The organism is Rhodoferax sp. SPJ21, assembly GCF_058216335.1.
In genome coordinates this window covers 927820-939906 of sequence record NZ_JBYZMO010000001.1, presented here as the reverse complement: position 1 = coordinate 939906, position 12087 = coordinate 927820, and the positions used below count along the sequence as shown (strand labels likewise).

General features: G+C 62.8%; 13 protein-coding genes. 7 read left to right on the top strand and 6 right to left on the bottom strand.

Annotated features, from left to right (window positions below; all coding sequences use genetic code 11):
* Positions 1 to 52 precede the first annotated feature (52 nt).
* The gene (locus tag AC4BBN_RS04205; RefSeq protein ID WP_490590696.1) at positions 53 to 955 is read right to left on the bottom strand and encodes a LysR family transcriptional regulator; all 903 of its coding nucleotides are present in this window, start codon (positions 953 to 955) and stop codon (positions 53 to 55) included.
* Positions 956 to 1070: 115 nt separating this feature from the next.
* Between AC4BBN_RS04205 and speB the strand changes: the two genes are divergently transcribed.
* From speB to AC4BBN_RS04170, 7 genes are all read left to right on the top strand, one after another.
* Positions 1071 to 2021, top strand: coding sequence for an agmatinase (gene speB / locus AC4BBN_RS04200; protein WP_490590695.1), 951 nt, complete (start codon positions 1071 to 1073; stop codon positions 2019 to 2021).
* Between the two features lie 9 nt (positions 2022 to 2030).
* Positions 2031 to 2906, top strand: coding sequence for a sugar phosphate isomerase/epimerase family protein (locus tag AC4BBN_RS04195; RefSeq protein ID WP_490590694.1), 876 nt, complete (start codon positions 2031 to 2033; stop codon positions 2904 to 2906).
* Positions 2907 to 2908: 2 nt separating this feature from the next.
* Positions 2909 to 3964, top strand: coding sequence for an isopenicillin N synthase family dioxygenase (locus tag AC4BBN_RS04190; RefSeq protein WP_490590693.1), 1056 nt, complete (start codon positions 2909 to 2911; stop codon positions 3962 to 3964).
* Between the two features lie 50 nt (positions 3965 to 4014).
* Positions 4015 to 4824 (top strand): transporter substrate-binding domain-containing protein, encoded by an 810-nt coding sequence (locus AC4BBN_RS04185; RefSeq protein ID WP_490590692.1) that lies wholly within the window; start codon positions 4015 to 4017, stop codon positions 4822 to 4824.
* A gap of 180 nt (positions 4825 to 5004) precedes the next feature.
* Positions 5005 to 6534: an amino acid ABC transporter permease/ATP-binding protein gene (locus AC4BBN_RS04180; protein ID WP_490590691.1), complete on the top strand. Its 1530-nt coding sequence runs from the start codon at positions 5005 to 5007 to the stop codon at positions 6532 to 6534.
* Position 6535: 1 nt separating this feature from the next.
* Entirely contained in the window at positions 6536 to 7279 is a 744-nt protein-coding gene (locus AC4BBN_RS04175; RefSeq protein WP_490590690.1) for a class II aldolase/adducin family protein, read from the top strand.
* Between the two features lie 114 nt (positions 7280 to 7393).
* On the top strand, positions 7394 to 8338 hold the full coding sequence (locus AC4BBN_RS04170) for a 2-hydroxyacid dehydrogenase (RefSeq protein ID WP_490590689.1): 945 nt from the start codon (positions 7394 to 7396) through the stop codon (positions 8336 to 8338).
* On the opposite strand, the gene AC4BBN_RS04165 is transcribed toward AC4BBN_RS04170, so the two are convergent.
* From AC4BBN_RS04165 to AC4BBN_RS04145, 5 genes are all read right to left on the bottom strand, one after another.
* On the bottom strand, positions 8332 to 9282 hold the full coding sequence (locus tag AC4BBN_RS04165; protein ID WP_490590688.1) for an AEC family transporter: 951 nt from the start codon (positions 9280 to 9282) through the stop codon (positions 8332 to 8334). The genes AC4BBN_RS04170 and AC4BBN_RS04165 overlap by 7 nt on opposite strands.
* Positions 9283 to 9413: 131 nt before the next feature.
* On the bottom strand, positions 9414 to 9815 hold the full coding sequence (locus AC4BBN_RS04160; RefSeq protein ID WP_490590687.1) for an ACT domain-containing protein: 402 nt from the start codon (positions 9813 to 9815) through the stop codon (positions 9414 to 9416).
* On the bottom strand, positions 9812 to 10585 hold the full coding sequence (locus tag AC4BBN_RS04155; RefSeq protein ID WP_490590686.1) for an ABC transporter ATP-binding protein: 774 nt from the start codon (positions 10583 to 10585) through the stop codon (positions 9812 to 9814). Before AC4BBN_RS04155 ends, AC4BBN_RS04160 begins: the two co-directional genes overlap by 4 nt.
* 11 nt (positions 10586 to 10596) lie before the next feature.
* Positions 10597 to 11310 carry an ABC transporter permease gene (locus tag AC4BBN_RS04150; RefSeq protein ID WP_490590685.1) on the bottom strand — a complete coding sequence of 238 codons (714 nt, stop codon included), beginning with the start codon at positions 11308 to 11310 and terminating at the stop codon, positions 10597 to 10599.
* A gap of 10 nt (positions 11311 to 11320) precedes the next feature.
* The gene (locus AC4BBN_RS04145) at positions 11321 to 12007 is read right to left on the bottom strand and encodes an ABC transporter permease (RefSeq protein ID WP_490590684.1); all 687 of its coding nucleotides are present in this window, start codon (positions 12005 to 12007) and stop codon (positions 11321 to 11323) included.
* Positions 12008 to 12087 lie beyond the last annotated feature (80 nt).

Sequence of the window (12087 nt, the reverse complement as noted above, 5' to 3'; positions counted from 1 at the left end):
CGCTGGCGCAGGATTTATCTGCGCAGGTAGCTATGAAATAAATAGCGTGGCCTCAGGCCTTGGCCACGCGCTTACCCGGCTGCAGCAGCTCGCGCATGGCCTGCAGCGGCAGTTCGCGGCTGCGGCCACGCCGGTACACCAGCGAAAACTGCGACTGGTAGCCGAACTCGGCCGGTAGCAGCACCTTCAGCCGCCCTTGCTCCACCCAGGACTGGGCGTAGTGCTCGGGCAGGTAGCCGATGTAGCCGCCCGACAAGATCAGTATCAGCTGCGCCTCCATGCTCTCCACCGTGGCCACGCTGCGTTTGAAGCCGTGGCGGCCCAGCTCGGTCTGGCTCCAGTAGCTGCGGCTGACCACGTTCAGCTCGGACACAAAGGTTGGCTTCACCGCTCTCTGGCTGAAGCAGGGATGCCGGTCGCTGCAGTACAGCCATTGCTGCTCGCGGTACAGCGGGTGGTAGATCAGGCCATTGGCCTTGGCGGGGAAGAAGCCCACCGCCATGTCCAGCTCGTTGTCCAGCAGCCCTTTTTGCAGCTCATAGGGGCTGCGTATCAGCAGGCTCAGGTGCATGCCGGGGTACTTGCCGGAGAACACGCCGATGGCCGTGGCCAGCGGCAGGGCGGGGTCGGTTACCGTGGTGTCGATCACGCCGATCTTCAGCGTGCCGCCCAGGTCGCCCTTGAGCGCCATGGCGTAGCGCTCGAAACCTTCCAGCTCGCCGAACAGGCGCAGGGTTTCGGACAGCAGCAGTTCGCCCTTGGGTGTCAGCGCAAAGCCACCGCGCCCGCGCCGGCACAGGCTGAAGCCCACCTGGGCCTCCAGCTGGGTCATATAGGTGCTGATGGCCGAGGTGGTCAGGTTCAGCTCCTGCTGGGCGCGGGCAAAGCCCTGGTTGCGCGCCACGCTGGCAAAGATGCGCAGCAGCTTGAAGTCGGTGCCAGGAGTAGTAGCCATGCTGTTTAGTTGTGAAAAGTTGAAACTGATTATTTGTTTTCTACTATTTTTTCATAACCAGGGCTAGCTAAAGATCACGCCAGTTCCTTGCTTCCAATTTCAAAGGCCCCGCGAGATGTCCAAAGTTTTCCACCAGCCCCAGGGCGGCAACGAGATGCCCCGCTTCGCCGGTCGCTCCACCATGATGCGCCTGCCCGCCATGGACAGCGCCGCCGGCCTGGACGCTGCCTTCATCGGCGTGCCGCTGGACATCGGCACCTCGCTGCGTGCCGGTACCCGCTTCGGGCCGCGCCAGATCCGCGCCGAGTCGGTGATGATCCGGCCCTACAACATGGCGACCGGGGCGGCGCCCTTTGATTCGCTGTCGGTGGCCGATATTGGCGATGTGGCCATCAATACCTACAACCTGCTGGAGTCGGTGCGCATCATCGAGGAAAGCTACGACCAACTGTTGCAGCACCCGGTGATCCCGCTGACGCTGGGCGGCGACCACACCATCACCCTGCCCATACTGCGGGCCATTGCGCGCAAGCACGGCCCGGTAGGCCTGGTGCATGTGGATGCACATACCGATACCAATGACGACATGTTTGGCGAAAAGATCGCCCACGGCACCACCTTCCGCCGCGCGGTGGAAGAGGGCCTGCTGGACTGCAAGCGCGTGGTGCAGATCGGCCAGCGCGCCCAGGGCTATTCCAGCGGCGACTTCCAGTGGGGCGTGGACCAGGGCTTTCGCCTAGTGCAGGCCGAGCAGTGCTGGTACCAGTCGCTGGCGCCCCTGATGGCCGAGGTGCGCACCCAGCTCGGCAGCGGCCCGGTCTACCTCAGCTTTGACATTGACGGCATCGACCCTGCCTGGGCCCCCGGCACCGGCACCCCCGAGGTGGGCGGCCTCACCGCCATCCAGGCGCTGGAAATTGTGCGCGGCTGCAAGGGCCTGAACCTGGTTGGCGGCGACCTGGTGGAAGTGTCGCCACCCTATGACCTCAGCGGCAACACCTCGCAGCTGGCCGCGAACTTGCTTTACGAAATGCTGTGCGTGTTGCCCGGTGTGGCGTACCGCTGAGATACGACGATGGAACTCAAGATTTTTCGCTCCACCTGGGGTGCAACCACCGATATGGCAGCCTGCGTGGCCCAGCTGCGCGAGGCCGGCTGCACGGGCCTGGAAGCCCGCTTGCCCCTGGATGCGGTGGCCCGGCGTGTGCTACGCGATACCTTGCGCGCCGAGGCGCTGGACTACATCGCCACGGTGTTCACCGGCGCCGATGTCGTCCCGCGCCAGCAGGACGGCCCCGAGGTGCATCTGCAGCACCTGGCCCGCGCCTTTGATGCAGCGGCAGACATCGCACCCCGTTTCGTGAACCTGCTGGCCGGCAACGACCGCTGGCCCTTGACGGCCCAGGTGGACTTTCTGGGCCGGGCCCAAGCGCTGGCCGACGCAGCAGGCATAGCCTGCACTTTTGAGACCCACCGTGCCAGCTCGCTTTACAGCCCCTGGGTTACGCTGGACATAGTTCGCCAGTTGCCCCAATTGCGCTACACCGCTGACATCAGTCACTGGGTGGTGGTGTGCGAACGCTTGCTGGAGGACCCGCTGGACTACTTCCAGCCCTTCATTGACCGCGTGCACCACATCCAGGCACGTGTGGCCTACGCCCAAGGCCCTCAGGTGCCTGACCCGGCCGCGCCCGAGTATGCCAACGAGCTGGCATTCCATCAGCGCTTCTGGGAATCCATCTGGGCGGCGCAGCGTGCCCAGGGTTACACCACGGCCACGCTGACCCCCGAGTTCGGCCCGGATGGTTATATGCATTTGCTGCCGTACACCCGCAGCCCGGTGGCTGACCTGTGGTCGGTCAACCGCTGGATGGCGCTGGAAGAAAGACGCCACTTCCAGCGCTGGTCGCAACACCACATTTCCCAACCCGACACCTCCGCAGGACTCTGAGCATGCAACCCGGACAACGCAATTTCACGGCCTTGCCCGTGATCAATATCAGCGGCCTGTACAGCGACAGCCTGGCGCAGCGCCAGACGGTGGCCGATGCCCTGGGCGAGGCGGCGCGCGATGTTGGCTTTTTCTACATCGTTGGCCACGGCATCGACGCAAAGTTGGTGGCCGGCCTGCGCGAGGCCAGCCGCACGCTGTTCGCCCAGCAGATGGATTGGAAGATGCGCTACTACATCGGCGAATCCTGGGGCCATAAGGGCTATGTGCCCGAAGGCGAAGAGGTGTACTCGAAAGGCCGGCCCGACCACAAAGAGGCCTTTGACATCGGTTTTGAAGCACCAGACGATCACCCGCTGGTGCTGGCCGGCACGCCGTTGATCGGCAACAACAAATGGCCAGATCTGCCCGGCTTCAAGGCCGCAGTGGCCAGCTATTACGCAGCGGTATTTGCCCTAGGTCGCCAGCTGTTCCGCGGCTTTGCCTTGTCGCTGGGTCAGCCGGAAGACTTCTTTGAGGCGATGGTGACCTGCCCACCGTCCAAGCTGCGCCTGATCCATTACCCGGTGGACACCGAGGCGGTGGATGCGCCCGGCATTGGTGCGCATACCGATTACGAGTGCTTCACCCTGCTGCTGGCCGACCAGCCTGGCCTGGAGGTGATGAACGACCAGGGCGTCTGGGTTGATGCGCCGCCATATTCCGAGGCAGGTGAAGAGGCCTTTGTGATCAACATCGGTGACATGCTGGAGGTGATGACTGCCGGCGCGTTTCCCGCCACCTCGCACCGCGTGCGCAAGGTACAGCACGAGCGCTATTCCTTCCCGCTGTTCTTTGCCTGTGACTACCACACGCGCATCCGCCCGCTGCCGCAGTTTGCCCGTGCATCTGCGAGCACCAGCTACAGCGAGCTATCGATCGGCGACCACATGTATTCGCAGGCCCAGCAAACCTACACCTACCTCAAACGCAAGGTAGCGGCCGGTGAAATTTCCTTGCCCGAAGGTGCGCTGAAGCCCAATAGCTTCGGTCACCTGAAGTCCCAGGCCACCAGCTGAACCCCGCTTTGTTTCCGTTGTTTGTCCACCCACCCCAGGAGTTAAGCACCATGATGAAAACCATCCGTACCGCGTCCCTGCACCGCAGCCTGTTGGCTCTGGCATTGGCAGCCTTGCTGCCGGCCGCTGCATTTGCCCAAACCCTGGTGCCCGGCCAGATCAAGGTCGGCATGGAAATTACCTACCCACCGTTCGAATCCTGGCAAGGCGACAAGGTCGTGGGCTTTGACCCCGATGTGGCCGAGATGCTGAGCAAGGACATGAAGACCAAGCCGGCTTTCGTGGACACCAAGTTCCCCAGCCTGATCCTGGGCCTGGGCAGCGGCCAGTTCGATACCGTCATTTCTGGCATGTACATCACGCCGGAGCGCACCGCCCAGGCCGATGCGATTGCCTATGCCCGCACCGGCGCTTCCATCATGGTGGGCAAGGATGGTGGCGTAACGCCGAAGACAGAGCAAGAGCTGTGCGGCCTGAAGGTCGGCCTGCAAGCCGGCACCAGCTGGGTCAAGGCGCTGGCCAAGCTGTCTACCGAATACTGCGTGCCGAATGGCAAGCCGGCTGTGGTCGTGAGCGAGTTCCCCACCGCGCCCGAAGCCTCGCAAGCGCTGCTGTCGAAGAACATCCAGGCCCAGCTGGAAATCGCCGGCGCCGCAAAGATGCTGGCAGAACGCAGCAAGAACCGCATCGTCATCAGCTCGCCTGCGCTGGTCTATCCACAAACCCTGGGCATCTACGTGAAGAAAGGCAATACCGCCCTGTACCAGTCGCTGGAGAAAGCCTTGGCCGCCGCCCAGGCCAGCGGTGAATACGCAGCGCTGATCAAGAAGTACGACCTGGAACCCGTCGCGTCGAAATAGGACTCACCCCCAGGCTGCAGCGCTGCGCGTCTTTCGCCAACCCCCTTGCAGGGGGCAACACCAGCAGCCTGGCAAAGCCAGTTCTGCGGTGTTTCTGGCGGGAGTGCGTTCTGTCTGTAGCGTGGGGGTAATTAATTAAACCGAGTGGCACGGCGTTAGTGCGTCTGCTGGAGCCTGTATATGGAATTGGATTGGCCGTATTTCTTCTCTCTGTTTTCCATGGGGGTGTTCTGGCGGGCCTGCGTGACGGTGGTCGAGCTGGGCTCGCTGTCCTGGGGGCTGGGCCTGGTGCTGGGTTTTTTGGTGGCCTGCGCTCGCGTTGCCGAGTCGCGCTGGATCAGCGCGGCGGCCGCCTTTTATGTGTGGCTATTCCGCAGTGTGCCGCTGCTGGTGCTGGTGGTTTTTGTGTTCAATCTGCCGCAGATATTCCCGGCTAGCCGCAGCATCATTGGTGAACCGTTTTTTGCCGGCCTGTTGGCCATGGTGCTGACCGAGGCCGCCTATATGGCCGAGATCCATCGTGGTGGCCTGCTGTCGGTGGCCAAGGGCCAGCGCGAGGCCGGCAAGGCACTGGCGATAGGCCGCTTTGGCGCCATGCGCCTGATCGTGATTCCGCAGGCCTTCCGTATCGCCCTGCCCACGCTGATCAACGAATACGTCACCATCATCAAGCTGACTTCGCTGGTCTCGGTGATCTCGCTGCCCGAGCTGTTGATGACCGGGCTGCGCCTGTATTCGCAGAACTTTCTGGTGATGGAAACCCTGCTGGCCGTGGCCGTGTACTACGTGTTTCTGGTCACCATCTTCAGCACCCTGTTCAGCTGGTTGGAGAAGCGGCTGGACCTGCATTCCCGCCAGCCCGTCACCCTGGATGCCGCTGCGTGTACCGCACTGCGCGGTGAGCTGGGTGGCCCGGTAGCGCTGCAGCCGGTGGTGGCCGCAGCCGGCACGCCTGCTGCCCTGGAGCTGCGCAATATCCATAAGGCCTACGGGCCACACCAGGTGCTCAAGGGCATAGGGCTGCAGGTGGCAGCGGGCGAGGTGATTTCCATCATCGGGCCGTCCGGCTCGGGCAAGACATCGCTGATCCGCACCATCAACGGCCTGGAAAAGATTGACCAGGGCGAGATCATCCTGTTTGGCGAGAGCTATATCCACGCCAATGAGCCGCTGGAAAGCAGCCGCGTGCGCAAGGGTATCAGCCGTATAGGCATGGCCTTCCAGAATTTCAACCTGTTCCCGCACCTGACGGTGCTGGACAACGTCTGCCTGGCGCCGCGCTACCACCAGCAGCCCGCAGATGCGCCGCTGCGCCGTACCCGTGCACTGCAACTGCTGGACAAAGTGGGCCTGCTGGCGCACCACCAGAAGTACCCGCACCAGCTCTCCGGCGGACAGCAGCAGCGCGTGGCGATCGCCCGTGCACTGGCGATGTCGCCGGATGTGATGCTGTTCGACGAGCCCACATCCGCACTCGACCCCGAGTTGGTGGGCGAGGTGCTGAAGGTGATCCAGGACCTGGCGCAAGAGGGCATGACCATGGTGATCGTGACCCACGAGATGGACTTCGCTCTGGCCATCTCCGACCGGGTGCTATTCATGGAGAACGGCCTGGTCCAGCTGGACGCGACTCCGCAGCAAATTCGACAACCCGACGTGCTTGATGCCACCACGCAGCGCGTGCGCAAATTCATGGGACTGGACGCTTGATATGACCGTAACGACTGACGAAGCCACCCTACGCCGCGACCTGGCTGCGGCCTACCGACTGGCTGCGCTGTTTGGCTGGGACGACACGCTCTACACCCACTTTTCGGCGCGTCTGCCCTCTGACGGTGGAGAAGAGCGCTTTCTGATCAACCCCTTTGGCAAGATGTTCGACGAGGTCTGCGCCAGCGACCTGCTGGTGGTGGACATGCAGGGCCGCGTGGTGTCTGGCAGCGCTGACTACAACGTGGCCGGCTTCACCGTGCACAGCGCCGTGCACATGGGCGGCCAGAACGCGCATTGCGTGATCCACACCCACACCCTGGCCGGCATGGCGGTGGCGGCCTGCGACGGTGGGCTGCTGCAGCTGAACCAGATTAGTACCGAGTTTTATGGCCGGGTGGGTGTGCATGCCTACGAAGGCGTGGCCTTCGACCTGGGCGAGCGGGCGCGCATCCAGCAGGCGCTGGGCAATAACATCGCGCTCATCCTGCGCCACCACGGCCTGCTGTCGGTGGGGGCCACGGTGGCCGACGCGTTTTGCATCATGTACTACCTGAACCGTGCCTGTGAAATCCAGATGGCGGCCAGCCAGATGGCTGCTACCGCCGGCCCGGTTAGCGCCATGCCTGCCCATCTGAGCCAGCATGCCTGCGAACAGCTGCAAAGCGTGGAGCATGAACGCCAGATACTCTGGCAGGCCTGGCTGCGCAAGCTGGACCGCATCGACCCTTCCTACCGCAACTGATTCCATTTCCAGATCAATACGAGATTAGGCGCGAAGCCGCAGGCAGTGGTTTGCCACGGCAAGGCGAAGCAACGACATATTCGGATTAATCTGGTAATGGAATGAAAGCCGACTATGCCGACTCTGCTGGTGTGTAGCGATACCGATGATCTGGGCGGGCTGTATGCCGCCTTCCGTGCCGAGGCCGAGCGCCTGTGGCCCGATGTGCAGGTACGCCTGTGGCCCGATGTACCCGACCCGGCCGACGTGCTGGCCCTGGCCGCCTGGTTCCCGCCACCAGGCCTGGCCGAGAGCCTGCCGAATCTTCGCCTGGTGTGCTCGATTGCCGCCGGGGTAGAGCACGTGCTGCAGCGTTTGCCGGTGCCCATCCAGCTGCCGGTAACGCGCATCGTGGACCCCGGACTGGCCGTTGGCATGGCCGAGTACGTATTGTGGGCCGTGCTGTACTACCACCGTGCGCTAGACCGCGCCCTCCAGCAGCAGGCGCAGCGCGTGTGGCAGATGCCGGTACAGAAGACTCCCGCCCAGACCCATGTGGGGGTGATGGGCCTGGGCGTGCTGGGCGGCCATATTGCGCAGGTGTTGCAGGCCCAGGGCTTTGTGGTCAGCGGCTGGTCGCGGTCAGCCCATGCCATTGATGGTGTGCGCACCTATGCCGGGCCGGACGCTATGGATGATTTTCTACAGGCGCCAGACATTCTGGTCTGCCTGCTGCCGCTTACACCCGAGACCCGCTTTATCCTCGGCAAGGACCTGTTCGGCCGCCTCAAACCCGGCGCGGCCCTGGTGCATTGCGGACGTGGCGAGCACCTGGTGGTGGACGACTTGCTGCAGGCCTTGGACCAGTGCACGTTGCGCGGCGCGGTGGTGGATGTGTTTGCGCAGGAGCCCTTGCCTGCGTCCAGTCCGCTATGGGCACACCCGCGCGTGGTGGTCACACCGCACATGGCATCGGGCGCCCAGGCCAGCGTGATCGTCGCGCAGGTTTTGGACAACCTGCAGCGCGTGCGCAGTGGCCAGCCGCTACTGAATGCGGTGGACGCGGCAGCGGGCTACTGATACCACCAGGACACGAAGCTCATTACTGCGCTGACCGTGACCAGGCCCAGCACGGTGGACACGGCCACGCTGGCAGTGATCATTTCTTCCCTGGTTTTGTAGCGCTGCGAGAACAGGAAGACATTGGCGCCCATGGGCATGCTGGCTGCCACCACCATCACCATCAGCGCCAGACCGTGAAGGCCCAGCATCCAGCCGAACACCACCACCAGTGCGGGATGCAGCAGGTTTTTCGCCAGCGCCAGGCCTAGCGCTGGGCGCAGTTGCGGCCCAACCCGGTTCTGCGCCAGGGTGATGCCCACCATCACCAGGGCCACCGGGCTGAAGGCCTGGCCCAGCAGTACCAGGGGTGTGTCTACAACAGCGGGAATCGTCCAGCCCGTTTGAGCGAACAGCAGCCCTGCGACGATGGGAATCGGCACGGGGTGGAAGACCGCATTGCGCACCGCCTGCCACACCAGCACCGCTACATGGTGCTGGGGCCCACCGTTCTGCGCGGTTTCGCGCGCTACGGCCAGTTCAACGGCCACGGTGGCTAGCGTCAGCAGCACCAAGGCGTGCAGTGAGATCAGTGTCAGCAGCGTCACCATGCCCGGCGGGCCGTAGGCCAGGCCAATCAAGGGGATGCCGATCATCGAAGTGTTGCTGTAGGTGCTGGCCATGCCCAGCACGGCGGCCGTGCGGTTAAAGCCGTAGACCAGCAGCATGCCCGCAAAGATGACCCCAGCGCCCAGGAAGTAGGCCGCTACAGGCTTCAGGCTCAGGTCCTGCACATGCACCACGCTCATGCTGCGGAACAGCAGGGCGGGCGAGAGCAGCAGAAACACCAGGTTGGACAGGTCTTTCACCGAGCCTGGGCCTATCCACTGGCGGCGGCCGGCGATCCAGCCCAGTGCGATCAGCAGCACCACGGGCAGCAGGGAGGAGACGATGGGGTTGTTCACAGGCGCAGGCGGCAGAGTGCATAAGCAAGGGCCTCCAGTGTAAACAACGCCTTTTTTGTTAGCTTCTTATGCTATTTTATTTATAGCTGCTAGCGCAATGAATATATGCGTTGCAGGATTTTTTTGTATTTTTAACCGGCACTTTGCTGGAGCTGGCGCAGCGCGGCCATCGCGTCCTGCGCCCGCTCCACGGGCACAAAGATGTGGTCGTGGTAGGCCCCGGCGACCACATTGCAGCTGATGCCTGCGTCGCCCAGCGTCCGTGCAAACGCGGCGGTCAGGCCCACGGCCTGCAGGTCGGAGTGCACGGTCAGCGTGATCCAGGCGCAGCGGAACAGCACGGGCAATTGCAGCGCCAGGGCGCGTGCCTCGGGCAATACGATAGACAGGCCTTCGGGCTCACGGATGGTGGCCACCACGTCATCCAAACCGATGGAATAGCCGGGGTGCAGGCTGGCGAACGCAAACACACCATCGTTCAGTACCGGCTCCATGCTCGCCAGCAAGGTGTGCAGATTGGATATAGCGGTCATTTCAAACTCCCAGATAAAAACTGCTGCAGCCGCTCGCTCTTGGGCTGGCCCAGCACCTCGCGCGGCACGCCTTGCTCTTCAATCTGGCCCTTGTGCAGAAAGATCAGGTGGTTGGCCACCTCGCGGGCAAAGCCCATTTCGTGTGTCACCACCACCATGGTGCGGCCTTCTTGGGCCAGCTTCTGCATCACTTTCAGCACCTCGGAGACCAGCTCCGGGTCGAGCGCGCTGGTGGGTTCGTCAAACAGCATGACCTCGGGCTCGATGGCCAGGGAGCGCGCAATCGCCACGCGCTGCTGCTGGCCGCCGCTCATATGGGCGGGGTAGCTGTCTTCCTTGTTCTGCAGGTCCACCAGTTTCAGGTACTTGCGGGCGCGCTCGATGGCCTCGTCCTTGGAAACGCCCAGCACATGCACTGGCGCTTCGATGATGTTTTGCAGCACCGTCATGTGCGCCCATAGATTGAAATGCTGGAACACCATGGCCAGTTTGGTCCGCATGCGCTGCAGCTGCTTGGCCTCGGCGGCCACCAGTTCGCCATGCTTGTCGGGCACCAGCTTCAGCTCTTCACCGGCGACGATGATGCGGCCCGCATTGGGCTTTTCCAGCAGGTTCATGCAGCGCAAGAAGGTGCTCTTGCCGGAGCCGGAGCTGCCGATGATGCTGATCACATCGCCTGCGCGGGCTTCCAGCGAGACGCCTTTGAGCACTTCGTTGGAGCCGAACTTCTTGTGGATGTCTATGGCCTGGAGTTTGAGGTTGGAGGTCATGTGGTGCGTCCTTACTTTCTGCGCGGTGCCATGTAGGCCAGGAAATGTTTTTCAGCCAATCGGAACATGGCAATCAAGGCAAAGGTACCTACAAGGTAAATCGCCGCAGCAAACAGATAGGCCTCGAACGGCAGGTAGAAGTCCGAGTAGATGCGGCTGGCCGCCGCCGTCACATCCAGCAGCCCCGGCACCGCACTGGCCAGGCTGGTGCTCTGCAGCATCATCACCACCTCGTTGCTATAAGCGGGCAGGGTGCGCCGCATGGCGCTGGGCAGCACCACCCGGGTCATGATCTTGAAGTGGCTCATGCCAAAGGCTTGCGCTGCTTCGATCTCGCCGGCATTGGTCTCGCGGATGGCCCCGGCCAGCATCTCCGCCGTGTAACCCCCGGTATTCAGCGCAAATGCCAGCAAGGCGCAGAAGAACGCGTTCTTGAAATACACCAGCGGCCACACCGTGTCCCAGCGCGCCTGTATCCACTCCAGCTGTGCCAGACCGTAGTAAATCAAATACACCTGGATCAGCAGCGGCGTACCCCGAATCACAAAGGTATAGGCCCCCACCAACCGTTTGAGAACGGTGTTGTTGCTCGTCAAAGCCAAAGCAAAGGCCACCGCCAGCACCGCCCCGATGGCGACAGAGGCCACCAACAGCCACAGCGTATTCAGAATCCCCTCGCCAAACATGGCCAGGCTTTCTTCGCGAAAGATGACTTCCCAATTCATAACGTCATCCTCACAGCGTAATGCGCTTGGTGCCCAGGCTGTAGCGGGCATTCAGCCTGCGCAACACCTCCAGCGACACCCAGGTGTAGACCAGGAACAAAGCCCCGGCAAACAGCAAATAGACAAACGGCGAGCGGGTCGCCGCACTGGCCTGCTTGGCCAGATAGGTCATCTCCTGCAGACCAATCAAACTCACCAAGGCTGTCGCCTTGATCAACACCAGCCAGTTATTCGTAAAGCCCGGCAAGGCATAGCGCACCATCTGCGGCGCCGTGATACGCAGGAACGCCTGACGCGGTCCCATGCCGAAGGCGGCCGCCGCCTCGAACTGCCCGCGCGGAATCGCCATGATGGCGCCGCGAAACGTCTCGGTCATGTACGCACCGTAGATGAAACCCAGGGTCAGCACCCCGGCCGTGAACGGCTCCAGGTCCAGAGTCGCCTCGCTGCCGGCCATCTCCAGCAGGGAATTCACGCCAATCGTGCCGCCGTAGAACACCAACAGCATCAGCACCAGGTCCGGGATGCCTCGGATGACAGTGGTGTACAGCGTGGCGGGCACCACCAAAAGGGGCCGCCCGGAGAGCTTGGCAGCCGCGCCCAGCAGGCCCAGCAGCACCGAGACCACCAGCGCGGCCAGGGACACGCCGACCGTGAGCAGTGCGCCGTGGAGGATGGATGAGTAATAGTCAGACACGGTAAAACCAGGGGGGAGTTAAAGAACAAGCCATGGCGCCGTGGCACAGCGCGATGGCCTGGAGTTCTGGTGCGTGCTGT

What these genes read in the sequence shown, in the direction of transcription:
- AC4BBN_RS04205 (WP_490590696.1), bottom strand. Translation starts at nt 955, where the DNA reads ATGGCTACTACTCCTGGCACCGACTTCAAGCTGCTGCGCATCTTTGCC.
- speB (WP_490590695.1), top strand. Translation starts at nt 1,071, where the DNA reads ATGTCCAAAGTTTTCCACCAGCCCCAGGGCGGCAACGAGATGCCCCGC.
- AC4BBN_RS04195 (WP_490590694.1), top strand. Translation starts at nt 2,031, where the DNA reads ATGGAACTCAAGATTTTTCGCTCCACCTGGGGTGCAACCACCGATATG.
- AC4BBN_RS04190 (WP_490590693.1), top strand. Translation starts at nt 2,909, where the DNA reads ATGCAACCCGGACAACGCAATTTCACGGCCTTGCCCGTGATCAATATC.
- AC4BBN_RS04185 (WP_490590692.1), top strand. Translation starts at nt 4,015, where the DNA reads ATGATGAAAACCATCCGTACCGCGTCCCTGCACCGCAGCCTGTTGGCT.
- AC4BBN_RS04180 (WP_490590691.1), top strand. Translation starts at nt 5,005, where the DNA reads ATGGAATTGGATTGGCCGTATTTCTTCTCTCTGTTTTCCATGGGGGTG.
- AC4BBN_RS04175 (WP_490590690.1), top strand. Translation starts at nt 6,536, where the DNA reads ATGACCGTAACGACTGACGAAGCCACCCTACGCCGCGACCTGGCTGCG.
- AC4BBN_RS04170 (WP_490590689.1), top strand. Translation starts at nt 7,394, where the DNA reads ATGCCGACTCTGCTGGTGTGTAGCGATACCGATGATCTGGGCGGGCTG.
- AC4BBN_RS04160 (WP_490590687.1), bottom strand. Translation starts at nt 9,815, where the DNA reads ATGACCGCTATATCCAATCTGCACACCTTGCTGGCGAGCATGGAGCCG.
- AC4BBN_RS04155 (WP_490590686.1), bottom strand. Translation starts at nt 10,585, where the DNA reads ATGACCTCCAACCTCAAACTCCAGGCCATAGACATCCACAAGAAGTTC.
- AC4BBN_RS04150 (WP_490590685.1), bottom strand. Translation starts at nt 11,310, where the DNA reads ATGAATTGGGAAGTCATCTTTCGCGAAGAAAGCCTGGCCATGTTTGGC.